Raw genomic sequence first — 23,713 nt, forward strand, 5'->3', positions numbered from 1 at the left:
TTACCAATTACCAATTACCAATTACCAATTACCAATTACCAATTACCAATTACCAATTACCAATTACCAATTACCAATTACCAATTACCAATTACCAATGACTAATGACTGATGACTGATGACCGATCGCTGACATCCGTTGCCGAACTTCCTGCTTCAATACAAACGAAAAGAGTCGAGAAATTTTTGAGCATTTTCTGGCTCTGGAGTAGTAGCAACCAGCCCGTAAACGCGCTTTTCGACCAAAAAAACTTGACCGACACCTATAGGTTCCTTGGGAGAAAGTGGCTGAAACTCAAACTCTTTTCCCGGGTAGCCGCCCAGGGAAATATCACGCACTTGCAGCAATTTAGCATTTGCAGCCACGACAAAAAAATCTACTGCATTATTTAAAGTAATTTTGATATTCTTGTTGCTAGTCCGAAAATCTAGGTCAAAATATTGAAGTAAATAAGTTTCTTTGTTTTTTAAGATCGACCTGTATGTATGAGTGGTAATTTGAGTTGAAAAAGTTTCAGTATTAATTTTGGGATTTCCCGGCATATCGATCGCAAACTGACCCATTGCCGAGCAAAACGGCTGCCACTCCGGCTGAGGAAGTGGCGCCCGCAGCGGGGCTGCTTCAGCTTTTGCGGGACTGCCAAACTTGACGGCCGAAACAAGTAACGTAGCAGTAACTAGGATTATATGCAGAAATTTCATTTGGGTAAAAATTATATTTGTCCGATCTGCGCTAGCCTAGAAATATATCCGCAAACGAGGGATTTATGCTGAATATTATACGTACTCAACGGCGAGGCAACTCGATCGGCCCAACCAAAACCAGTAAAACTAATAAAACCAATATACTCGCTACTGCAAAGACTTGGCTGGCTATCAGTCTGCTGGTTTCTGTGACAGCTTGTGCAAACAGCCCCAACAGCAAAGCCCTCGAAGAATCGGTAGCCGCCGATCCGAAATTAACCGAAACTCCGCTTCCCGTCCCTGTTGCTCCCCCAGCGACAGCAGTTGAAACCAGCACAACCGCCAAACTTCCTGCCGATTTCCCGACAGAGATTCCACTCTATCCTAATGCTCAGTTAATCGAAGTTGGTGCGCCCAGCGATGGACAGTCAAAAAACGTGCGGCTGCGCTGGGAAAGCACAGATCCGGTTAATTCGGTTCAGAACTTTTATCAGACAGAATTTGGGCGCAGGAATTGGCAAATAGTCAGCCGCCCAACCGCCGAAGGACAAGGTTCTTTGGTAGCAACCCGAGATAAATTGCGGGTAACAGTGTCGCTTTCTGGGACTCAAAAAGTAGGAGGTTCTACAGAATTTGCGATCGACTACAGCAAAGAGGGCCCAGAAATAGCAGCCAGTCCCCAACCTAACAATTCCGAGTCTAGCCCATCTCCAACCGCTTCACCAAGTCCATCAAATTCAGAAGGAACTACTCCAACCCCATCCGCCTCGCCAAAATCAGAAAAAGTTAGCCAACTAGACACCAAAATTCCTCAACAGTTGCAGCAGTACGTGGCAGATTTGGCTCAGTTAGAAGCACTGAAAGTGCGATCGAAAAGCGGTGCCAATTTAGAAACTGGCAACAGTTTACCCGAACCCAACAAAATTGTCACCCGCCGCGAATACGCCCGCTGGTTAGTAGCAGCAAACAATCAGATTTATGCCAGCCGTCAAGCAAAACAAATTAGATTAGCAGTAGAATCTAGCGAACCGGCCTTTTCTGACATACCCAAAACAGATCCAGATTTTGCAGCAATTCAAGGTTTAGCAGAAGCCGGTTTAATTCCGAGTTCGCTTTCTGGAGAAACGAAAGATATGAAATTTCGTCCGGATGCACCTTTAACCCGCGAAACAATGATTCTTTGGAAAGTACCATTAGATACTCGTCAAGTTTTGCCCACAGCTAACATTGACGGAGTAAAAGAAAAATGGGGTTTTCAAGATGCTTCTAAGATTGATTCCCAGGCGTCGCGAGCAGTTTTAGCTGATTTCAACAATGGAGATTTGGCGAATATTCGTCGGGTTTTTGGTTTTACTACTCTCTTTCAGCCCAAGAAATCCGTGACTCGCGCCGAAGCTGCTGCAAGTTTGTGGTATTTTGGCGTTCAAGATCAGGGATTGTCGGCTAAAGATGCTCTGCAAGCCAAGTCTCAACCAGCCCAGTAGAGTTGTTTGGGATGATTAAAAATTTTAAACAAAGCATCAACTTAAACAAAAAAAGGTTCGTAGTGAGGACTTAAGTCCTTCTTTTGCTGAGGACTTAAGTCCTCACTACAGGTTCGTAGTGAGGACTTAAGTCCTTCTTTTGCTGAGGACTGAAGTCCTCACTAAAAACCTGTTAGATTATCATCCTGACTCTGGTAGAAAAGTCTCGCTACTTTAATTTCTCTGCCCGAGTCACCGCCACAAATCCTTGCAAACGCCATAAATCATACATCTGCCTCTCTGTGCGCGGTGCGCGCGCTACGGGATAGATGTTTTCTATTACTCTTGCTTAGTCTTAATTTCTGTATCCTGCCAGACAAGCGCTGCATTTGGCTGGCAAACTTTGTACATATTTTAACTAACACTTGGAAAAACTCTCAGTAGAATTCCGGATGGGGTAACGGACGTAAGGATAAATGAAAAAGAGTGTTTGAGTCTGGGAGAGCGTTTTCTAATGTACGATATTACCCTATTTACCCCGCAAGACATCGCGAAATGCAGTTTAGTGCTGCGCCAGTTCGGTAGAAATTCTGCTAGTATGGAAGCTAGCAGCCAGAAAATTGTCAAGTATATTTACCAACATTTTTGCGATTCGCAAACTGGAGAAAATAGCTGTGTTTTGGTGCGTTTGTTCAAAACTCATCCCTACGGGGAATTAGAAGAATCATTGCAACAATCCGCCCGCCGCTTAATGAATGGCAAATCCCCTGCCGCCGACATGAAATGCTGGACTCTACTAGCAACCGCAGGCATAGAACCGCAGTGGAATTCTCGGCACACAGCAGTAGAAAATACAGCTATTCCCTTAGTTAGCACCGAAGTAGTAGCCAAAATGCCGGCGATTTCGGAAACCATCAGACAGTTCGGTTTAGATATTCCTACAGTCCTCGGCATCGAGGGAGAAAGGTTTCTGCAATTAGAACCAGCAGTATTAAATATTTTTCACGTATCCGAGGCAAAAGGCAGCCCCTTTATTCCGGAACAAGATTCCTTAATTATCCCGTACAAAGTCAAGTCTGTCTTGGCATTTGGGGGACTTTTGCGATCGGGAAGTTTGTTTACTGTAGTCATTTTCCTTAAAGTAAAAATTCCCCATAGCACAGCTCAATTGTTTAAACATTTTGCACTTAGTGTCAAAACGGCTCTGTCTTTGTCTGACGAAAAAGATGTTTTTAATAATTCAAAAACATCGGCAAATATTGTGCAATCTCACAATGCTTACGAAAATCAATTACTGGAAAATCAAATTGCTAGTTTGATTCAATTGCTGGATTTTTCGGAGCAGGAAATGCTCAGGCAAGCAGCTCGTTTTGAACGGATAATTGATAAGTTGCAGCGCGAACTTGCCGATCGCAAAAACAAGGAACAAGCTTTGCAAGCAAGTCAAGAATCATTCAAAGGCATCATCAATACTCCCGAAGATGTTATTGTGCGCGTCGAGGAAAATCAAGGAATGCACAGTTTTAATCAAGGTGAAGAACTGATTTAATCCAAGTTCAGCAGTCCTGGGCGCACTCCGACAAAGAAACCGGGTTTTTCCCTAAATCTGCGAATCACAACAAAGTTTTCTCGAAAAAACCCGGTTTCTGGCTCCCGCGCGTAAGTCCTATTCTGTTAAAATTGGTTTGTAGTTAGGACTTCAGTCCTTCAAAAAGTCTGAGGACTGAAGTCCTAACTACGAACCTTATTTAGGGTTGGGGGTTCGGGATGCTAAGATCGAGCCGTACCATTTATCTATTGGCGTTTGCTTTGTGACCCGAAATCCTAAATTTTCAATAACTTGTCGGGTTTCGGCGTGAGTGTGACCAGACCACAAGTGATATTCTAAAGACAGGTTTTGCACGAGTTGCCAAGAATCTCGGTCTTCAAATAACAGCCATTCTGCACCTTCGCAGTCTACTTTGGCTAAATCGACGCTGCCGCCAATGCGATCGATCGCCCTTTTCAACGATACCATCGGTACATCACCGTTTTCGCTGACGCGCGATCGCGTTTTTCCCGATACTTCCCGAATATCCAGAACTACTCTACCATCTTCGGCTCCCACAGCCTCCATAAAATAGGTAAAATTGGCAATTTCAGATTGATGTTTGAGGTAAATTTCTAAGTTTGGATTAGCTTCGTAGGCGTGAATTACAGCTTGAGGAAATCGATTCCGGGCGGCGATCGGAAATAACCCGACATTCGCCCCGATATCGAGAACTTTCATCAGCGATTCAGATAATTGTTCCACTCCGTAACAGTCATCTAAAAGCACTTCAATAAATTCTCCATCCATGCCTTTCTCCTCCGGCAAGTTTACTTGTTGGCGATTTCCTTGCACAATTAAATTACCGGGCAAATTAAAGCTAGCAACTCTCTTGAATTCTACACCTAACTTTTGGGCGCGGATTTTACGTTGCAAAAGTTGCAGTATTTTATTGACAAGCATAGAAGAATATTAAAAAAAAATCATTTTTATAATAACGCTCTCTGCGCCCTCTGCGCCCTCTGCGGTTCAAAAAAAATCAGATTCACTTCAGAAAATACGATTCCTACCCAGAAAAAATCTGCTTTAATATATGTCAAAATACGCTCCCAAATCCGGGAATCAAAAATGTTAGAGTTCGATCGCCTATTTCAAACAATCGAAGAATTAGTCATGCTGCACTCACCCAGCGGTGCGGAGTCGGAAATTAACCAGCGGTTGATGGAAAAGTTCGCCGCCCTGGGAGTGAATGCTTGGATCGATCGCGCTGACAATGCGATCGCCCTAATTCCGGGCCGCAATCCCTCCAAGTCGATCGCCATTACCGCCCACAAAGACGAAATTGGCGCCCTAGTTAAAACAATAGGCGAGATCGGCCGCGTTGAAGTCCGCAGATTGGGCGGCGCGTTTCCTTGGGTTTATGGCGAAGGCGTCGTCGATTTATTGGGCGACAAGCAAACAATTAGCGGCATTCTCAGCTTCGGGAGTCGCCACGTTTCTCACGAATCTCCTCAAAAAGCTCAGCAGGAAGATGCTGCTGTCAAGTGGGAAAATGCCTGGATCGAAACCAAGTGTACTACCGAGGAATTAGCCGAGGCCGGAATTCGGCCGGGCACGCGGATGGTGGTAGGAAAGCACCGCAAACAGCCGATTCGCTTGAAGGATTGGATCGCGAGCTACACCCTTGACAACAAGGCTTCTGTGGCGATTTTGCTGGCTCTGGCGGAATATTTGACAGAGCCTGCGGTGAATGTTTATTTGGTGGCGTCGGCGAAGGAGGAGGTTGGGGCGATCGGGGCTTTGTATTTCACGCAGCGCCAGCCGTTGGATGCGCTGATTGCTTTGGAAATTTGCCCGATCGCGCCGGAATACCCGATCGCAGATGGCGAAAACCCGGTGTTGCTGGTTCAGGACGGCTACGGAGTCTACGATGAAGGATTGAACGGCCAATTAGGCGCAGCAGCCGCAGCAGTCGATGTAGAGGTGCAGTTGGCGGTAATTAGCGGTTTTGGAAGCGATGCTTCGATCGCCATGAAGTTCGGCCATGTGGCCCGCGCCGCTTGTTTGGCTTTCCCCACCCAGAACACCCACGGGTTCGAGATTGCTCATCTCGGGGCGATCGGCAATTGCGCCGCCATTCTCAAAGCCTACTGCGAGCAACTTTCGGACGACTAGAAAAAAACTTTCGCAAAGTAGTTGACAAATTCAGAAAGATTAGTTAAGGTAATAAAGGTGCGGAACACAAGCAAACGCAACGAAAAACGCGCCCCCATCGTCTAGAGGCCTAGGACACATCCCTTTCACGGATGCGACGGGGATTCGAATTCCCCTGGGGGTATTGAAAATCTAACTCTGATATCAAAATGATATCTAGCAAGTGGTAAAGGCAACAACCCCAACCCACACGCTAGGTATCATTTTTGCATTTGGTTGGTTGAACTTCCTCTCGTATTGGATAATTGTAAATCCAGACGCGGTTTCAACCGCCCGGTCTTCTTGCTGATTTCATGGAGGTAAGCTAAACTTGTGAATAGACGAGATTTACAAAACATCGCACTCACTCGACTTAAAGAAGTAGAAGTGCTGCTCGAAAATCGTCAATACTCTGGTGCTTACTATCTCAGCGGTTATGTTGTTGAATGCGCTTTAAAAGCTTGCATCGCAAAACAAACGCGGAAATTCGACTTTCCTGACAAAAAAACTGTTTTCGACAGTTACACCCACGATTTAGAAAAACTTGTTAAAGTTGCTAAACTTGATTCCGAATTAAAAACTCTGCTAAAAGATGTAGAGTTTTTAACTGCATGGGTAGTTCTTAAAGACTGGTCAGAAGAAAGCCGTTACCAAAAACATGACCGACAAAAAGCCCTCGATATTTACTCAGCAATTACCGACAGCAATCACGGAATTTTACAATGGGTACAGCAACATTGGTAAGTCAAGAAATAGCAGAAGGTCAAAGACTAATAGACGCTCTTAATGCAGCAGGTGTATCAGTTGATTCTGCTCTCTGGTTCTACGCACCAGAACCCGAAACCTGGCGATTGATGCTCACATCGCCTTCATATGATAAGAAAGGCCCACTTAAAACTTACCACGAGATACTATCAGTCTTTCGCGAGGTAGAGCCAGAATTGAAAATTGATTGGACAGCCCTTGTCGCAGTCAGTGTCAAAGATGAATTAATTCAGGGATTGCGCGAGTTACAACAACGTTTCAAATCAAGTTTCTCAGGGAGACGGATAACGAATCAAAGCGTCAATCATAGGTACATTGATGATGCTTACATTTATCAAATCAAGTGAATCAACTCTCGATCGAGCTGATATATCATGCAATAATGTTTACTTAATTCGTAGGGTGTGGATCCACGAAAAATTCCTAGCTACCTATCGACAATTTAAGATATCCGCACCTGAACACAATGGTTTTATAAATAAACACAACATTTATTCGGCAGTATTTTTTTGTTGAAATTCAGATCGCGACTGAGGCGGTGCGTGACCAATAATTTTTTGATGGTACCCGCCACGTGATTTATCCGTGGAATCAATCCCAAATCGAAAATCTAAAATCCTCTCTTCCCCCGAATTTATCCGTTCGATTGACTGTACATATTTTCCTGGTTTTGATGTAAAGATTTATCGCCGTCACACACCCTACAATTAACTAATCAACTCTAAATTCGAGACTAAATGATGCGTTATGCGATCGTCATTGAAAAAACACCCAATAACTATTCAGCTTATGCGCCAGATTTACCTGGATGTGCAGCCACAGGCGCTACCCTTGCGGAAGTACAGCAGGAAATTAAAGAAGCGATCGAATTTCACTTAGAAGGGTTGCGAGAGGAGGGTTTACCAATTCCCGAACCAACTACTCTCTGTGAGTATCTAGAAGCACGGTAGTAGGACAAAATATTTCATAAATTAAGTCGGCAAAATTCAATTATAATCTACTCTAAAGAGGATATTGTCGAACACTTCTTCGTCCAACAGTAACAACTATATCATTCCAAATCCGCAAGAGCGACTTTCAAGCAAGCACGAACTTCCTTCCAGTCACGTTCCGACAGATGACCAATTAGAACTAAGTTGGAAGATGGCGGTAGAGTGACAATAAAACTGCGAAAAACCGAAACGACTCGTAAACCTGCTGTGGCCCAATCTTGGAGTATATAATCAGTTATACCTAAAGCAGTTGTCTGTGTAGTCAGTAGTCCAGCTATTACATCGCGGCGGGTTGTGTTATAGGTAACTGATGATAGAATTACCGCCGGACGACGTTTAATGCCAGTGACACCAGGAAAATCTACTGTCACCACATCACCAGGATTAAAAGACACTATTAAATCTCCTCGTTTTCAGGAAAAATGGTGGCCGCATACTGCAAAGAAAATGTAGTCACATCGAGTTTATCTTCTTCAGTCCAAGTCTCGCTTTCATCGACAACCGATAGATTTTGCTGCACCAAATCGTTGAGAATAAGAGTTGCCAAGCGCAGTCTATCCTTTGGTGAAAGGGTAGAAAGAACGCGATCGTAAACTTCTCGAACAGTAGTTGACATAGCAAATCCTCCTGCTGCTTATCTTCTGGAACACTTAGGGCAGGTTGATTAGATTATAGCTTAAAAAATTAATAAATTTATGCTAGAATTGAATTCTAATTTTTAACCCCAGATTCACCTATGCCAACTTTAACTGATATTGGCACTCTCATTATCCGCGATCCGCACCTTCGCGGTGGCATCCCTATTATTGCAGGTACTGCCACATCGGTGCAGCGAATCGTAGTCTTATACAAACAAGGTAATAGTGCTGAGGAAATAGCAGCGGATCTGGATCATCTCACCCTAGCGCAGGTTTATGCTGCACTGACTTATTATCACGCAAATCGACCAGAAATAGAAGCAAATTTAGCGACCCAACAAGCAGAATATGAACGTTTTGCAGCATTAAATCTGCTAAAAATGCAGGAGACAGCATGAGCTGAATTCGTCTTTACTTTAGTGTTTTAAATGAGGACTAAAGTCCTCACTACGAACCTAATTACCAAGTAAGTATATTTATTTTTCGGCTATTCGATCGAGCTTTTCCCTCACTAACAAATCTAGCAAAGAACGCAGCACAAACAAGCCAGCGCATCCCGACACAGCAAAAGCTACGATCGCCCCCGTTTGATATCCGCCCACCAGCAGCACTGCACCCGTCAGCCCCCCAAAACCAGCCATACAGGCAAAAATCAGAGTTTTCAGGGCGAGATTGATGCGTTTCAGGGCGCGATCGCTCTCGATATTGCGGACTCGAATTTGCAACTCCCCATCTTCTATCCGCTGTTCCAAACGCTTGATAAAAACTTGCGATTTACTCGGCTGCTGTAACTTGTAGGTGATAAAATTTCGTGCTTGGAGAGCCAATTCTCCGATCGCACTTCTGCGCCCTTTACTCACCGCAATACTCTTGACAAAAGGCTGAGCGCATGATAGGAAATTGTAGTGAGGGTCGAGAGTTCTAGCAATGCCGTCGAGAGTCGTCAGCGACTTGACAATAAACATCATTTCTGCTGGTAAGCGAAACGGTTGTTGCTCGAACATGATGTACAGTTCGTTCTTGATTTCATTGAATGCTTGAAAGTCGATCGGCTTATCAATAAACTTATCCAACAGAAAAGCAATCAGCCTGCGTACCGGCATCATATCCGGCATCGGCTCCACTAAGCCGATCGCAATTAAAGTATCCAGTACCCGATCGGTATCCTTTCTCAGCACAGCAAAAAAAGTCTTGACCATTTCGTCCTTAGCCAGAGACTTCACTTCTGCCATCATCCCAAAATCGTAAAATATCAAGCTACCATCTTCTGTTACCGCCAAATTTCCCGGATGCGGGTCAGCTTGAAAAAAACCGTCAATTAACAACTGCTTCAAGTAACAGGAAATTCCGAGTTGATTGAGCTTCGTAATATCTACTCCAATCGCCTCTAAACTGATCCTGTCGTCCACCTTAATCCCCGGCGCGTATTCTAAAGTCAGCACTTTTTTAGTCGTGTATTGCCAGTAGACTTTCGGGACAATAATCTGAGGATATTCTTGAAAATTATGGCTGAAGCGATCGGAATTTTTGCCTTCTTGTACGTAGTCAATCTCTTGATATAAAATCTTAAAAAATTCGTGATAAAGAGATTCTAGGTCGTACTTGCGCGTCCCTGGTAAATAGCGATCGCACAAACGCATTACTTGGCGCACCGCCTTGACATCCAAATCGAATAACCTTTCCAAACCCGGACGCTGCACCTTCACAATCACATCTTCCCCGGTGTGCAGCCTCGCTTTGTGCACCTGGCCCAGACTCGCCGCAGCAATGGGCAACGGGTCAAAATCCCGGTACAAAGCGTAAATATCTTTGCCTAACTCTGATTCTACAAGGGCGATCGCCTCTTCGGAACTAAACTCAGGAACCCGATCCTGCAACTGTTCCAACTCCTTCACGTACTCCAGTGGCAGCAAATCGGCGCGAGTGGAGAGAGACTGCCCGATTTTAATAAAAGTCGGGCCCAAATCCAGCAAAGTATTGACCAACCAATGGGCACGAATTCTTCTAGTATGAGCAGACTTATCTTGCAGCAGTCCATCCCACCACAAAAAAAACATAAACTTTGCCGTCGCAGCAAAAACGTCTATTTGTCGTGCCAGCGGCGAATATTTAGAACGTTGCCAACGCAGGAGTTTAGGTGCAGCTTTTGTGAGCATAAGATTCGTCGCGATCTATTGAGGTGCACCGCAACGATTTTAACTGGAAATTGCAGCAAGCGATCGGCTCAGATAGAAATACCCGACAAATAACGGAATTTACTTGCAGCCAAACACCTTCAACAGTTGACAGTTGACCTGGGACAGTTGACAGTTGACCTGGGACAGTTTGAAAGCGAACTCTACCTAGAAGGAAGAGGATTGGAGTAATGAATAGTCTGATTTTAATTTCTCCCTCAAAGACTTGGGGCTTTTAACCAATTCTTTCTGGTCAGTTTATTTCACAGCCAGATGCTTGCGTTTTTGAATCAACAATCCAATTCCAATGCTAAGCCGGGAATTACAGTCCCCTCCGGTACCGGTACGGGTGTCGAGTCGTCGGCTATGCGGTAAACAGCCCCTCTTCCCACGCGAAACTCAGAGAAGTTCCCGCAATCAGACAAACAAATCAAAAAGGATGATTTGGTAAGGTTTGCTATATTTTCTAATCTCCCTATTAACGCAAGTTTTAGCCTGTTCGCTGGCAATTCAGGGCCGCTTCTCAACCGAACTATTATTATAGATTCAACAGTTCCGCTGGAATTTTTGGCAAAGTCAGAGTAAAAGATGTGCGGCACAACTCGTCAGATTCAGAACTTTCTGCCGGACAACTAGACACATCAATAGTACCATTCAAGTGCTGCACTAAAGACTTTACCAGGGCTAGACCCAAACCCGTACCGGCGATCGCTTTGTTGGTAATGCCAGTACCGCGACGGAACTTTTCAAAGATGTGGGGCAAATCAGCATCAGGAATGCCACGCCCGAAATTAGACACACTCAGGACAATATCGCTGGCTACCTCAGACGCCTTGAAAACTACCGTTGTTTCTGAAGTCGAGTATTTTCCAGCATTCGTCAGCAGTTCCAGTAGTACCCGCTTAAGACTGTCCGGGTCGCTTTCCAAGGAAGGGGTAAACTTCGGCACATCCACCTTCAGAGTCAATCCCTTATCCGCCCACTTTTTCTCAAAATCCACAACTAAATCTTTAATTAAAAGGTTGAGATCGATGTTGACTGGATAAAGAGGGAGTGGCTGACGCTCTAATTGCTTGAAGGTTAGCAAATCCTGAACCAGGGCGGCTTCCTTAGCACAATGCTGCTCTAGAATGTCGAGATAATTAGCCCGACTTGCTGATGGCTGTTCGGCCTGTTTGAGCATCAGAATCGCCAGATTCATGATTGTCAAAGGGGTTCGCAACTCGTGACTAACATTGTCGATAAACTCGTCTTTGATCAGCTTCAATTTGCGTAGTTGATCTAGTTGATTGGCAGATTGTTCGTGCAGTTTCTCCTGCACGTTGATACTTTCTTCCAACTCAGCATCTCTTTTTTGGACTTGGGTTTGCACTTCCTTGAATATCTGAGTTTGAATAATCGCCCTGCTCGCTTGAGCGCAGACTGATTCCAGAATTTCTAATTCTTCAGGGTTCCAATGGCGCGGCTCGGAGTGCTGCAAAACCAAGAACCCTAAGACAATTTCCTGTCTGCTTGCGTGCATGATGGGAATTACCAGCAACCCCCGAATACCTTGGAGTTTCAAGATTTCTGCGGCTCCCTCTTCTTCCTTGTCGATTAATTCGCTGGCGTCAGCAAGGGCGAGAGGTTGGGGTGCGCTCTGGAATGCTTGACCGCACAAATTAGATTCCGACAGCCAAAAAGCGGGAGAGTTATTTTGTTTGGAGTTAGAACTTTTGGATTTGGAATTAGCACTTTTTGCCTGGGTTTTGGGTTTGGCTTTCGAGCTTTGTTTTCCAGAATTTTTTGGTTCTATTGTTAGTTTACCTTCATTTTTGGTTGATGCAGATTCGCCAATTAATACTATTTTTGCTTTGGGAGTTTGATTGACGGAGGCTTTTGTTAAGGGGAAGTCTGTATCTTTGAACAGCAGTATTTGACCTCTATCTACTTGCAAGGTATTGACGGTATTTTCAATAATTTGCTGCAAAAATTGATCGACTTCTGAACTGGTGTCGATCGCAGTAGCCACTGACCTGAGTAGATTTTTGTATTTAGCTTGTTGCTGTAACTGTTCGTTTAAACTGGCAATTTCTTGAGTTTTTTGAATGTGAGCAATCGCGATACCGATCGCCTCTGATACTGCTTCTAAGCGCTGGCGATCGGTTGCTGACCACTCGTGAGGTTGCAACTTACCAAGAACGATCGTCCCATTTACAGCCCCTCCAAATCGCGCAGGCGCTGCCAAAATTGCCCGACAAGGCAGCGGTGTCACAGGGGAATTGGGCGATGAAGCTGTCAAAGGAGTATCAAGATAGTCGGAGATCCCTACTATCTCGCCGTCTGCTAGCAGGTTTGCGAAAACAGGATGTTCGAGCGATATGCTAGGCGATTCTAATTTTGTGCTTTGGGAGTCTTCGGGTATCTTACTTGCATCCGCAGCGTTTAGCAGATCGCTCTTCTGAAGCCAGCAAGCATTCGGAATTACTACTTTCTGGTCAGCTACAGCAGCAACCAAACAGAAATCTACCCCACAAGCAACCCCCAAAGTTTTTGCTATTTGTAGCAGCAGGATTTCTCGATCGATGTTGGTCGCGAGAATTTGGTAAATTTGCCGCCCGACAAGGGCAGGATCGACCTGGTACTGCATAAGACGATCCAGAAATTTTTGGACTGATACTGGTTCTGCCATTTGTGGTAGATGCAAAGTGCGAGACTCTGAAGGCGATTGGTCGATCGGAGTAAAGTCTTGATTTCCCTGGTAATCGATCATGGCAACGAAGTCTTTCTTTTTTTTAATGATGTTTAAGCAGATTCGTGCTGCATATATAGAACCTATCTTTGACATCCTCCCCGCCTTAGAAGAGCGAGGATTCCCAAGCCTCACGATTTGGGTTTCTGCTTCCTTCCGGATCGGTTTTTCGCACCTGCCTTAACAGATTTACTCTGTTCTGGTCTTACAGTCGCTCCACAGACTGTTACCGCAAGCCCTGCGGCCAGAATATTCTTACTGGCGTTGATGTCTCGGTCATGGTGTGACCCGCAATTAGGACACTTCCACTCCCGAACATTTAACGGCAGTTTTTCAACAATATATCCGCACTCAAAACACCGTTTTGAACTCGGGAACCATCGGTCAATCTTGATTAAAGTGCGACCGTACCAATTGCACTTGTATTCAAGTTGCCTGACCAATTCACCCCAACTTGCGTCGCTGATGGCAAGAGCCAGTTTTCGATTTTTTACCATGTTCTTCACAGCTAAATTTTCTACGGCGATGGTTTGGTTTTCACGCACCAACCGCGTTGTTAACTTGTGAAGATTATCTTTCCTTGCATCGGCAATTTCTTGATGCACTCTCCCTACTTTCAGCCTTGCTTTGTGTCGGTTATTTGACCCCTTCTGTTTTCGACTTAAAGCTTTCTGCGCTCTTCTAAGTTGGCGATATTTTGCCTTAAATCCTTTGGGGTTGACAATTTTTTCGCCTGTGCTCAGTGCCAGCAAACTGGTAATTCCCAAGTCAATACCGATTTGGTTGTCTGACTCGTCGGGTAATGTTTCAATTTCCACATTTACCAACAAAGAAACTGACCACCTACCAGATGGTGCCAGCTTTACCGTAATCGTTGATGGTCGGCAACCGTCCGGTAGTGTTCGACTCCAACGAATAGGTAAGGGGTCAACAGACTTGGCTAAGTAAACTTGTCCGTCCTTGAACTTAAATGCCGACGCAGCAAATTGCGCGCTGCCACCGTTGCGTTTTTTCTTGAAATTGGGATATTTTGCTCGCCCGTCAAAGAAGTTATTGTAAGCAGTTTGCAAATGTCGCAAGCACTGCTGCAACGGTACTGAAGAAACTTCATTTAGGAATTCTAATTCAAGAGTTTTCTTCCAGGAAGTTAGCATACTTGAAGTCTCAGTATATGCTACCCGTTTTTGTTCTTCATACCAAGCTTGAGTCTTTGCAGCTAAGGCACGGTTGTAGACCAAACGAACACAACCTATCGTGCGTCGCAACAGGCTTTCCTGTTCTGGCGTTGGGTAGAATCGATAGCTGAAGGCTTTGAGTGTCATGTTTCCAGTTTCACACCTCAATCGTAAGCTGCCTGTAAAATCTTGTAAAGCCGTCGTAGAACGACGGGTTTTCAACCCAGTTTTCTGATAACAGTCGGTTGGACTGTTATGAGCCTGCTTTCTGCGTTGGCGCAGCCCGTCGGCGGGTAACTAAATCTTTAAAAGACTTACTCAGATCCGACCGAGTTCTATTTTGCTGTTTTCTACCCTTGGATCTGTACGGGATGAACTTTAGCATCCTTGACCAGATGAGGATAAATCCCATTCCCACTAATTTGAACTGTTCTGAGAATGAATTTATTTTTGAGACTGCTTTGTGAGACCCCTCTCCTGATTCTGTGATGTTTCTTATTTAAGTTTGTGATCCTGATAAAATTTTATTGTGATATAAATCATGCGATCGAGTGACGCCGATCGCAAAAAATAAAAAATAAAAAATCCTCCCTCAGGATCGATCTGAGAGTTACGAAGTTTTTGCTCGACTACTCATCGATCGCAAGTTCTAGAAACGCGCTTGCTAGTTCTATTGTTAAATTTATCCGACTTCCCTGCTTACTTATTTTGTGCTTCCTGTTGGGCTCGATCGCTATTTTGGCGATAAAGTACCGTCCGGTTAACAGCCGTTGCAGAGCGGGGATGATTTGGGGATACGGCGGCCATCAAATCCGAAGCTTGCTGCCACTTAGCGGCCACTACTAACCAATTTTCGCGAGATTGAGCGGTTTTGCCCTGGGTGGCTGCTTGCTCTGCCACCCGCACTGCTTGGGAAAAAGAGTCAACAGCAGAATTAGGATTTTCCTTAGAAGTTTTGACAGCAGGTGTTGCTTCTGAGGAACTGGGACTGGCAACTGCTTGGGTGGTGGCGGCTGTGCTGTTTGGCACTGGGGAATTGAGTCCTTTGTAGATGGCGGCCACCGCAACCAGCAACAACACGCTCAAGCTGACGCCGCCGACGATACCGCGCTTAAATTGCCGCGGTTGCTGCATCGATCGAGGAGCAGCGATTCTCGGCAAAGCCCGCTCTTCAGCTTGGCGTTCGTGATGGGCGGCGGCCAAACGCTTGAACAAATTTGGCTTTCTGAGTTTAATTTCTTGGGACCACAGCAATTGATTTTCTGGATCGCGGCTAATTTCTTCGAGCCACAGCAGTTGGTGTTCTCGCACCAGCCGGGTGTTGATGTTGACTCGGCGAATATTGCGGGGCGAGAGATTCTCCAAAATTTCTCGGATGCGATCGACCAAACTAGACTGTTCGAGCAGTTGGGGTGTTGCAGCTTCGCACAGCAGTTGCAGTATCCCAGAAGCAAACACGGCTCTAGCTCTGACACCTACGTGTGCCAGTTTGTCGTTAAGGATTTGAATAATCGATGCAACGGAGCCCTCGCGAGCTTGCCGAGCAATGTCATCTATTTGATTCGCCATAACACTATTTTGACGCTTCGCAATCTGTTAATTTTTAATCCAAAGTCTCGGATCTAATTTTTATCTATACACGTTATCACTGACAGTGCCAGGTTAAAATGAACAGATGCAAATCTTGCATACCGATCCCACTTAACACGATCGCCACAGAATTGAGCGAGACAACAGGAAATAAACTATGGGTAAAGTAATTAGCGGTCAAATTTTTGTTCTAGATGACAACATCGATACAGATCAAATTATCCCAGCCGAATACCTGACCTTGGTTCCCTCGAAGCCGGACGAGTACGAGAAACTAGGCAGTTATGCGATGATTGGGTTGCCCGATCGCTACGGCAAGTTTATGGAAGCCGGCGAAACCAAAACCCGGTATCCGATTATCATTGCGGGCGAAAATTTTGGTTGCGGTTCTTCGCGGGAGCACGCTCCGATCGCTCTGGGGGCTGCGGGCGTCACAGCGGTGGTAGCCTTGTCTTACGCGCGGATTTTCTTTCGCAATTGCTCGGCGACTGGCGAATTGTATCCGATCGAATCGGTCGATCGACTTTGCGACCTATTTGTAACAGGCCAAGAAGTGACGATCGACTTTGCGGGCGATAAAATTATCAACCACACTCAAAATCTCACTTACTCCCTCAAGCCTTTAGGAGATGTCGGGCCGGTGATTGATGCCGGAGGGCTGTTTGCCTACGCACGGCAAACGGGAATGATTGCTGCTCGCTCTTAACTGCTAAGTTAATAGACCTCCTGCGAAAGTCCTCACCTAATCGACAAAACCGATAATTACCAGTATGTCTGGCCAATCTTTTATTATTAGTTAATAATGGCTGAAATGGCGACTGTTAAAGGATCGATAAAATACTTTCGCAGGAGGTCTAATGTAGGGTGCGCCACAAGCACCTTACAAATCATTAGACTTCTTGCAAAAATATTTAGGACGGGCTAGAAGCCCATCCCACAATTTTTTTTTCTTGTGGGATGGGCTTCTAGCCCGTCCCAAAATATGATTAAAAGGACTTTTGCAAGAGGTCTATTAATAGAATATCAAATCGACTCAATAAAATTCAATAAAATCCGCTGGTGAGGAATGCCAAAAGGTCGTACATCTCCAGACTTTTCAGAATAGCATTTACCAGCCCGAATATCCTGCACTGTCAACAACTGCATATCCCAACCCTCGTGCAAAACTAAATCGTTGACATCCGCAGTAAGTTGTGAGTGAAAAACATGGCGCACAATATCTCCTTCGACATCGCGACAGAAAAAAGAGGCACTTGCAGGAACCCAGGAAATTTCCTCTAGTAACTCGCGCAGCAGAGCCACTTCGGCAGTTTCTCCCGGTTCCAAGTGTCCGCCAAACAAAGCCCAATGTCCGGGATACCTGATATGAGGAACATCGTCCCGCAACTGGCAGAGAAATTTGCCGTCTTTGTGTAAAATGGCGATCGCAACGTGAATTTTAGTCATAAGGAAGAAGGAAGAAGGAAGAAGGAAGAGGGAAGAAGGAAGAAGGAAGAGAAAAGAAGGAAGAGGGAAGGGGTGCATCTCAGTTTGGCGTTTGGCAAATATGTGTGTAGGGGCGAAGCATGACCGCAATCAATATGAGATGATAGCTAATAACTTATATGCGGTCATGCTTCGCCCTCTTCTCTTCAAAAGTGAAATGCACCGAGAAGGAAGAAGGAAGAAGGAAGAGGGAAGAATTTTGACTAGAGACGGGTTCACCCAAATTTGTAATAAAAACGAACAAGCTCATAAACAAGCCCAGTCAAAACTTTGTTTCACCCAATCTGTAATATAAACCAAAGAGCTCGTAAACGCGATCGCATTTCATCACCAATAACCAAAGCCAAAGCGCCCAAGCGCAACTACATACCTTGGATTTTCATGAAATACAGGTACTTAATTATTGAAAAAAAATTAGCGTGTAGCTATTTTGCTTTATCAGCCGCTGGAGTGCGGTTTAATTGTTCCATTTCCTCAATATAAACTTCACCTAAATCCTTCCCTGCCAATTCCTTGACGGTGATACTCTTAAAGCGGACTTCTCCCTTGAGCAACACTTCATCGCCAAGCTTGGGCAAAGCTTGCTTAGTTAAAATCCAAATCTTACCAGTACCGTCTTGAATTTGATAAGCCGCATTCCCCACAAACGGAGCGCGATTTTCCACCTTCCCTCGGAGATAAACTTCACCATCAACTTGCCGCTTTTGTTGAATGTCGCCAATGCTAGCAACATTCAAACCGAGATTGAGTTGAGACATGGGTACATTGCCACAACTGAGCAAACCGCTAGTCAGTATTAGCAATAAAGAGCCTATGGAGTATCTTTGAATCCAAACTTGCTGAATTATAGTAGTCATTTGTCAAAGGATTTGATATTTTAGATTGTGAGATACGACTTACTGTAACAGAATCCTCAGAGTCGATCGCGAGTCAGAAATTTCTCGCTTTGTAGTCCTTGACGGCAGTTAAGCTAAAATTTAAACTCGTCAGCCCCTAACCTAGAGTCTACAATGGATGCCAAAACTGCTCAAATACTAGATGGCAAAGCTTTAGCGACAAAGATTCAAAGCGAACTGAGCGAAAAAGTCCGCGCCCTACAACCCCAGATTGGGCGTCCTCCGGGACTTGCGGTGCTGATGGTGGGAGACAACCCAGCCAGCGCGGCTTACGTCCGCAACAAAGAGCGAGCCTGCGCTAAAGTTGGCATAGCTTCCTTTGGCCAGCATTATCCAGCAAACGTGACTCAAGCGGAACTCGAACTTGCAATTCATGCACTCAACGAGGACGATCGAGTAGACGGCATTTTAGTACAACTTCCGCTACCAGAAAACCTAGACGCAATTTCGCTGCTGTACCAAATTGCACCTGACAAAGATGCTGACGGACTTCACCCGGTAAATTTAGGTAGCTTGGTACGGGGTGAGCAAGGTTTGCGGAGTTGTACTCCCGCCGGAGTGATGCGGTTATTGCAGGAATACCAGATTGATTTGAAAGGAAAAAATGCTGTTGTTTTGGGCCGCAGTATTTTGGTGGGTAAACCGATGGCGCTGATGCTGTTAGAAGCCGATTGCACTGTTACTGTAGCTCATTCGCGATCGCAAAACCTAGAATCAATTACCAGCCAAGCCGATATTTTAATTGCCGCCGTCGGCCGCACCGAAATGATTGCAGCTAATATGGTAAAACCGGGAGCAGTAGTAATTGATGTTGGCATTAACCGCGTCGTCAATCCAGATGGTACTAGCCGTTTGGCCGGAGATGTAGATTTTAATGCTGTGAAAACAGTAGCCGGAGCGATTACGCCGGTGCCGGGAGGAATCGGGCCGATGACTGTTGCTATGTTGTTGGAAAATACAGTTTCTAGTTATACGAAAAAGATGGTTTGACGAGCGCGCGAATCATAGCAGAAATGTGCAGTTTTGCCTTGACATGAGATTGCTGTATCCGCTCTTTTGATTGCAGAAGCAGGAGCGGATACAGGAATAAAATCAGAAAATGCTTTCGGTACATCTAACTTGTGAAGAGGGCGAAGCATGACCGCATATAAGTTATTCGTTATAATCTCATATTGACGGAGGTCATGCTTCGCCCCTACAAAAATATTTTCCAAACTGAGATGTACCCAAATGCTTTTTACAAAAATGAGCGGTTCCTACTGAGATAATTCCGGCTAATTTGGGTAATGCCGACTATTTCTTGACAGCAACAACGCGAATTCGGCGATAATCTGCACTCCAATTACCATCGCGGTAAAGAGCGGGCCGCAAACGTTCTTCAACTTGTTTAATTGCGCGCGATCGCACGAACGGCGACAAACCCGACAAAAACCCGCCTGCAAACATCTCGATCCAATTTACCATACCAGCGCTGCCGCCTTCTAGGGGAGTCGGGCGATCGAACAAAACCGCATAACTCACATCAAAACCGTGGTTTTCCAGCAGCAGAGCATACTCGCCGATACTCGGAAAATACCAAGGATTAAGCGATTGGGGCTCCTCGCAGCCAATTTCCGACAAAACATTCAAAAGCGCGCGGGCGATCGCCCCCACATTCCCCTTACCGCCAAACTCAGCCACAAAACGCCCTCCCGGCTTCAGCGCTTTTTCCACGCAAGCGATCGCAGCATCCGGTTGTTTTATCCAGTGCAAAACCGCATTAGAAAACACAGCATCTAACGGCTCTTCCACTTGAAAATTCCTCGCATCCGCCGCCACAAAGTTAATGTGAGGATAATTTGATTTAGCAGTGGAAATCATCGCCAAAGAAGAATCAATACCTTGCACAAAAGCACCACTTTCAGCAATCTTTGCAGTTAACTGTCCCGTACCGCAGCCCAAATCCAGAATTCCTTCTCCCGCCTGCGGAGCCAGTAATTCTAAGAGCGATTCGCCGTATTGCCAAACAAAAGCGTGTTGCTGTTCGTAGAGATCCGTATTCCAAGAATCTTGTGTCATCATAACTACTCTAAACCTTTCTTCTCTCTCTGTGTTCTCTGTGTTCTCTGCGGTTAATAAAAAAATCCTCCTTCACAAAAGCGAGCGAATCATTTGCTAGCGAGTTCCGCGATCGCATTTTCATCAATCCTGCAAACCCTAATATTTTCCAAAATCCGCGCTCCCTGCTTCTCATAAAAAGCAACTCCCGCTGAATTTTTAGCATTAACAGTCCATTCAATTCGCCCGCAATTTGTGGATTCAGCAATTTGTGCCAAATGTTTCAACAAAGCTGTACCCACTCCCATACCGCGCATGGGAGCTTGCACAAATAAATCATCAAGCCACAGACAAGGCTGCGCCAACAAACTTGAATAGGTAGCATAAAACATCGCAAATCCTACAGCAGTGCCTGCAACTTCAGCCAATACTACCCGCACTAGCGGAGACTGACAAAATAACGCTTGTTGCAATTTATCGGCTGTTGCTGCCAACAGATTTTTAGCTCCATCGAACTCGCTTTTTTGCGCGATAAAAGTCAGAATTAGTTCTAAATCTCCAAGTTCTGCTTCTCTGATTTTAATATCCAAATTAACCATTGTTTAATTCTCAATCTCACCTATTAATTACTGTATTAAATGCCATCATCAATGTCCAATATCTTTTTAGCTAATAACTTATACTTTTAAAATATTAATGATTGGGAAGCTATGGAACTGCGACATTTGCGTTACTTTATTGCCGTTGCAGAGGAACTGAATTTCACTCGTGCAGCGGAAAGATTGCACATGGCTCAACCTCCGCTAAGTCAACAAATTCAGCATTTGGAGGCAGAGTTGGGCTTTCAACTTTTTCGTCGCACCAAGCGGACAGTTGTGCTAACGGAAGCCGGACAGGTTTTTTTTGAGGAATCACAGAAAATTCTGCTACAAGTCGATCGCGCTATTCAACTTGGCAAACAAACCAGCCGCGGGGAACTCGGCCAACTCACTGTAGGCTTTGTGAGTTCCGCCGCGCACAATGTAGTTCCAGCCATCTTGCAGGCGTTTCGCACTCGGTGTCCCGCCGTCAAGCTCGAACTGCACGAACTCACAACTAACGAACAATTGCAGCGACTGCGGTTCGGGCGCATTGATATCGGCTTCGTGCGCCCTCCGATCGAGGAAGATGGCATAAATTCCGAAATCGTTTTTCGAGAACCTCTGATCGTGGCGCTGCCAGAAACGCATTATTTAGCCGATCGCGCTGTTGTAGAATTGCGCGAACTTTCTGCCGAACCTTTCATACTATTTCCCCGTTCCCTAGCTCCAGGATTGTACGATCCGATCGTCAGTCTGTGTCTGCAAGAAGGTTTTAGCCCGATCGCCGGTCAAGAAGCGATTCAAATGCAGACAATTATCAGCTTGGTAGCCGCCGAGATGGGGGTGGCGATCGTCCCCGCATCGATGCAAAACTTCCAGCGCACTGGGGTTGTTTACAAACATTTACAAGAACCAAGTCCGATCGTCTCAATTGCTCTAATTTGGCGCGACAATCCCACGCCAGCGGTGCAGCGGTTTTTGCAGACAGCCAGAGACTTGTCAAGTCTTCAATATTAGGGATTAGAGTCGTACCGATCGATCGCCACCGTAAAAGTCGGCGCGATCGACCTCGATCGCCGATCGATTAGTCCCAACCGAAATCTCTCCTAACGCCCGATTTCAACATCTTCAACGATACCAAGTGCGTCAGGTACTAGCACGGCTGCGGAGTAATATGCAGTAACAAGGTAAGACATAATCGCCTTTTCACTAATACCCATAAATCTAACAGATAAGCCTGGTTGGTATTCGTCAGCTATCCCCGTTTGCTGTAAACCGATCACGCCCTGATCTTCCTCACCAGTACGCAGCACAAGAATAGAACTGGTTTGGTTTTTGGTGATGGGTATCTTATTACAAGGAAGAAGAGGTACACCGCGCCAAGCAATAACTTTACTTCCGTCCATGTCGATGTTTTGTGGATAGATACCGAGGCGGTTACACTGCCGGCCGAAGGCTGCAATAGTGCGAGGATGAGCTAGGAAGAACTTCGACTTTCTGCGGCGAGTAAGCAATTCATCTAAGTCATCAGGAGTAGGCGCACCAGTGCGGGGGTGGAGGCGCTGTTTAAGGTCAGCATTGTGCAGTAAACCAAATTCACGGTTATTGATCAATTCATATTCTTGACGTTCCCGTAATGCCTCAATCGTCAGACGTAATTGTTGTTCCGTCTGGTTCATTGGTTCATTATACAAATCAGCGACGCGAGTATTGATCCTTAACACAGTTTGGGCAATACTTAACTCATATTCGCGGGGAGAAAGTTCGTAGTCAACGAAAGTCCCTGGTAATTGAGTTTCTCCAGTATGTCCTGAAGATAAAGCAATGGTGGCTTCACCCTGCTTATTCTGTGGTAATTGTGCGCGAGTTACGGCTCGATCGATATGAGCCTGCAAAGCCGCCGACTGGTTCAGAATTTCCCGAAACGCCTGTTGTGGTAAGGCTAATACTGTGCATCGGGTGAGGGCCTTAACGGTAAACTTCCAATTGCTTTGAGACGCTACTAAAACCTCATCGCCAAAATGATCCCCATCAGCTAACGCGCCCAATAAAGGTTCTTCTTCATATTTGGGAAGACCAAATTTATTAACTTTACCATGAGCGATCAGGAAAAGCCGATCGACTGGTTGACCTGATTGTACAATAATGTCACCAGAAGCAAACTCCTGTTGTACGAAGCGACTAGCTAAAGCTGTTAAGACTTCAACATCATCAAAACCTCGCAATAAGGGTAATTCGGTCAGTTCTTGAGGAATTACCTCAATATTTGCACCTGTATTCGTAAAAGTAATTCTCCCATCACCTAAAGTATAGGTTAAACGACGGTTTACCCGATAATTACCACCTTTTATCTGCACCCACGGCAACATCTTCAACAACCACCGCGATGTAATTTCCTGCATCTGTGGTGCAGATTTGGTTGTCGTCGCCAAATTACGGGCTGCGGCTGTACCTAAACTCAGTTGAGGTTGCTGACCTTCAACTTCCAAACTCGAATCATTAGAATATGTCATTACCTCATCCTTTACTTACTAACAAAAATACCCGCTCTAATAGGTGAGAGGTTAAGGCAATTGTTTTGTCAATAATTACTAGACATCTCCCATAATTATTGTGGAACAGGCATCTTGCCTGTTCCAGACAAGCTTTTTGAGAGAAGTCTACTGGATTTAACGCTTAAAATAGAGCGTAATTACCGATCGACAAAAATCATTTGCCTTAACCTCTCAGCACCAATAGACCTCTTAGACCTCTCCAAAAAAGCAAGTTTTGAACAGGCAG

At 45.2% G+C, this 23,713-nt stretch carries 24 protein-coding genes and 1 tRNA gene; 12 read left to right on the forward strand and 13 right to left on the reverse strand.

Features of this window, described 5'->3' with window-relative positions; all coding sequences use genetic code 11:
* Positions 1 to 156: 156 nt before the first annotated feature.
* Positions 157 to 702 carry a hypothetical protein gene (locus JGK07_RS05430; protein WP_293210272.1) on the reverse strand — a complete coding sequence of 182 codons (546 nt, stop codon included), beginning with the start codon at positions 700 to 702 and terminating at the stop codon, positions 157 to 159.
* A 65-nt stretch (positions 703 to 767) separates the two neighbouring features.
* On the opposite strand from JGK07_RS05430, the gene JGK07_RS05435 reads away from it, so the two are divergent.
* A complete protein-coding gene (locus tag JGK07_RS05435; RefSeq protein WP_293176484.1) occupies positions 768 to 2,168 on the forward strand; it encodes an S-layer homology domain-containing protein in 1,401 nt (466 codons plus the stop codon).
* Between the two features lie 493 nt (positions 2,169 to 2,661).
* On the forward strand, positions 2,662 to 3,696 hold the full coding sequence (locus JGK07_RS05440) for a histidine kinase (RefSeq protein WP_293176486.1): 1,035 nt from the start codon (positions 2,662 to 2,664) through the stop codon (positions 3,694 to 3,696).
* Positions 3,697 to 3,891: 195 nt separating this feature from the next.
* Here JGK07_RS05440 and JGK07_RS05445 read toward each other — a convergent pair whose 3' ends face one another.
* Entirely contained in the window at positions 3,892 to 4,638 is a 747-nt protein-coding gene (locus JGK07_RS05445; protein ID WP_293176488.1) for an FkbM family methyltransferase, read from the reverse strand.
* Between the two features lie 165 nt (positions 4,639 to 4,803).
* Here JGK07_RS05445 and JGK07_RS05450 point away from each other — a divergent pair, with 165 nt between their 5' ends.
* From JGK07_RS05450 to JGK07_RS05470, 5 genes are all read left to right on the forward strand, one after another.
* Positions 4,804 to 5,850: a M42 family peptidase gene (locus JGK07_RS05450; RefSeq protein ID WP_293176490.1), complete on the forward strand. Its 1,047-nt coding sequence runs from the start codon at positions 4,804 to 4,806 to the stop codon at positions 5,848 to 5,850.
* Between the two features lie 90 nt (positions 5,851 to 5,940).
* A tRNA-Glu gene (locus tag JGK07_RS05455) sits at positions 5,941 to 6,013 on the forward strand.
* Between the two features lie 188 nt (positions 6,014 to 6,201).
* Entirely contained in the window at positions 6,202 to 6,612 is a 411-nt protein-coding gene (locus JGK07_RS05460; protein WP_293176492.1) for a HEPN domain-containing protein, read from the forward strand.
* Entirely contained in the window at positions 6,591 to 6,980 is a 390-nt protein-coding gene (locus JGK07_RS05465; protein ID WP_293176494.1) for a hypothetical protein, read from the forward strand. Before JGK07_RS05460 ends, JGK07_RS05465 begins: the two co-directional genes overlap by 22 nt.
* Positions 6,981 to 7,370: 390 nt before the next feature.
* Positions 7,371 to 7,583: a type II toxin-antitoxin system HicB family antitoxin gene (locus JGK07_RS05470; RefSeq protein WP_325315532.1), complete on the forward strand. Its 213-nt coding sequence runs from the start codon at positions 7,371 to 7,373 to the stop codon at positions 7,581 to 7,583.
* Between the two features lie 101 nt (positions 7,584 to 7,684).
* Here JGK07_RS05470 and JGK07_RS05475 read toward each other — a convergent pair whose 3' ends face one another.
* Both JGK07_RS05475 and JGK07_RS05480 read right to left on the reverse strand, forming a co-directional pair.
* On the reverse strand, positions 7,685 to 8,020 hold the full coding sequence (locus tag JGK07_RS05475) for a type II toxin-antitoxin system PemK/MazF family toxin (RefSeq protein ID WP_293176496.1): 336 nt from the start codon (positions 8,018 to 8,020) through the stop codon (positions 7,685 to 7,687).
* A 2-nt stretch (positions 8,021 to 8,022) separates the two neighbouring features.
* A complete protein-coding gene (locus JGK07_RS05480) occupies positions 8,023 to 8,241 on the reverse strand; it encodes a hypothetical protein (protein ID WP_293176498.1) in 219 nt (72 codons plus the stop codon).
* A 120-nt stretch (positions 8,242 to 8,361) separates the two neighbouring features.
* Between JGK07_RS05480 and JGK07_RS05485 the strand changes: the two genes are divergently transcribed.
* On the forward strand, positions 8,362 to 8,661 hold the full coding sequence (locus JGK07_RS05485; protein WP_293176500.1) for a DUF433 domain-containing protein: 300 nt from the start codon (positions 8,362 to 8,364) through the stop codon (positions 8,659 to 8,661).
* Positions 8,662 to 8,739: 78 nt separating this feature from the next.
* Here JGK07_RS05485 and JGK07_RS05490 read toward each other — a convergent pair whose 3' ends face one another.
* The 4 genes from JGK07_RS05490 to JGK07_RS05505 all read right to left on the reverse strand — a co-directional run bounded on the left by JGK07_RS05490 (position 8,740) and on the right by JGK07_RS05505 (position 15,912).
* A complete protein-coding gene (locus tag JGK07_RS05490; protein WP_293176502.1) occupies positions 8,740 to 10,419 on the reverse strand; it encodes an AarF/ABC1/UbiB kinase family protein in 1,680 nt (559 codons plus the stop codon).
* 556 nt (positions 10,420 to 10,975) lie between these two features.
* Positions 10,976 to 13,189: a GAF domain-containing protein gene (locus tag JGK07_RS05495; RefSeq protein ID WP_293224028.1), complete on the reverse strand. Its 2,214-nt coding sequence runs from the start codon at positions 13,187 to 13,189 to the stop codon at positions 10,976 to 10,978.
* A gap of 110 nt (positions 13,190 to 13,299) precedes the next feature.
* Entirely contained in the window at positions 13,300 to 14,490 is a 1,191-nt protein-coding gene (locus tag JGK07_RS05500) for an RNA-guided endonuclease TnpB family protein (protein WP_293176506.1), read from the reverse strand.
* A 552-nt stretch (positions 14,491 to 15,042) separates the two neighbouring features.
* A complete protein-coding gene (locus JGK07_RS05505) occupies positions 15,043 to 15,912 on the reverse strand; it encodes a hypothetical protein (protein ID WP_293176508.1) in 870 nt (289 codons plus the stop codon).
* Positions 15,913 to 16,090: 178 nt separating this feature from the next.
* On the opposite strand from JGK07_RS05505, the gene JGK07_RS05510 reads away from it, so the two are divergent.
* Positions 16,091 to 16,639, forward strand: coding sequence for a 3-isopropylmalate dehydratase (locus tag JGK07_RS05510; RefSeq protein ID WP_293176510.1), 549 nt, complete (start codon positions 16,091 to 16,093; stop codon positions 16,637 to 16,639).
* Between the two features lie 317 nt (positions 16,640 to 16,956).
* Here the strand turns inward: JGK07_RS05510 and JGK07_RS05515 are convergent, their stop codons facing one another.
* The gene (locus JGK07_RS05515) at positions 16,957 to 17,379 is read right to left on the reverse strand and encodes an NUDIX hydrolase (protein WP_293176512.1); all 423 of its coding nucleotides are present in this window, start codon (positions 17,377 to 17,379) and stop codon (positions 16,957 to 16,959) included.
* Between JGK07_RS05515 and JGK07_RS05520 the strand changes: the two genes are divergently transcribed.
* Positions 17,365 to 17,502 carry a hypothetical protein gene (locus JGK07_RS05520; RefSeq protein ID WP_293189541.1) on the forward strand — a complete coding sequence of 46 codons (138 nt, stop codon included), beginning with the start codon at positions 17,365 to 17,367 and terminating at the stop codon, positions 17,500 to 17,502. The genes JGK07_RS05515 and JGK07_RS05520 overlap by 15 nt on opposite strands.
* 341 nt (positions 17,503 to 17,843) lie before the next feature.
* Here the strand turns inward: JGK07_RS05520 and JGK07_RS05525 are convergent, their stop codons facing one another.
* Positions 17,844 to 18,275 carry a DNA-binding protein gene (locus JGK07_RS05525; protein ID WP_293176516.1) on the reverse strand — a complete coding sequence of 144 codons (432 nt, stop codon included), beginning with the start codon at positions 18,273 to 18,275 and terminating at the stop codon, positions 17,844 to 17,846.
* Positions 18,276 to 18,428: 153 nt separating this feature from the next.
* On the opposite strand from JGK07_RS05525, the gene folD reads away from it, so the two are divergent.
* Positions 18,429 to 19,304, forward strand: a complete 876-nt coding sequence (folD, locus tag JGK07_RS05530) for a bifunctional methylenetetrahydrofolate dehydrogenase/methenyltetrahydrofolate cyclohydrolase FolD (RefSeq protein WP_293176518.1) — start codon at positions 18,429 to 18,431, stop codon at positions 19,302 to 19,304.
* Positions 19,305 to 19,607: 303 nt separating this feature from the next.
* Here the strand turns inward: folD and JGK07_RS05535 are convergent, their stop codons facing one another.
* The gene (locus JGK07_RS05535; RefSeq protein WP_293176546.1) at positions 19,608 to 20,438 is read right to left on the reverse strand and encodes a class I SAM-dependent methyltransferase; all 831 of its coding nucleotides are present in this window, start codon (positions 20,436 to 20,438) and stop codon (positions 19,608 to 19,610) included.
* 23 nt (positions 20,439 to 20,461) lie between these two features.
* Complete coding sequence (locus JGK07_RS05540) at positions 20,462 to 20,950, reverse strand: GNAT family N-acetyltransferase (RefSeq protein ID WP_293176520.1); 489 nt, start codon at positions 20,948 to 20,950, stop codon at positions 20,462 to 20,464.
* A gap of 111 nt (positions 20,951 to 21,061) precedes the next feature.
* Here JGK07_RS05540 and JGK07_RS05545 point away from each other — a divergent pair, with 111 nt between their 5' ends.
* On the forward strand, positions 21,062 to 21,949 hold the full coding sequence (locus JGK07_RS05545) for a LysR family transcriptional regulator (RefSeq protein WP_293189543.1): 888 nt from the start codon (positions 21,062 to 21,064) through the stop codon (positions 21,947 to 21,949).
* A gap of 89 nt (positions 21,950 to 22,038) precedes the next feature.
* On the opposite strand, the gene JGK07_RS05550 is transcribed toward JGK07_RS05545, so the two are convergent.
* On the reverse strand, positions 22,039 to 23,445 hold the full coding sequence (locus JGK07_RS05550; RefSeq protein WP_293224030.1) for a family 2B encapsulin nanocompartment shell protein: 1,407 nt from the start codon (positions 23,443 to 23,445) through the stop codon (positions 22,039 to 22,041).
* Positions 23,446 to 23,713 lie beyond the last annotated feature (268 nt).

It is taken from the genome of Microcoleus sp. PH2017_24_DOB_U_A (assembly GCF_020738205.1).
Taxonomy (GTDB): Bacteria; Cyanobacteriota; Cyanobacteriia; order Cyanobacteriales; family Microcoleaceae; genus Microcoleus.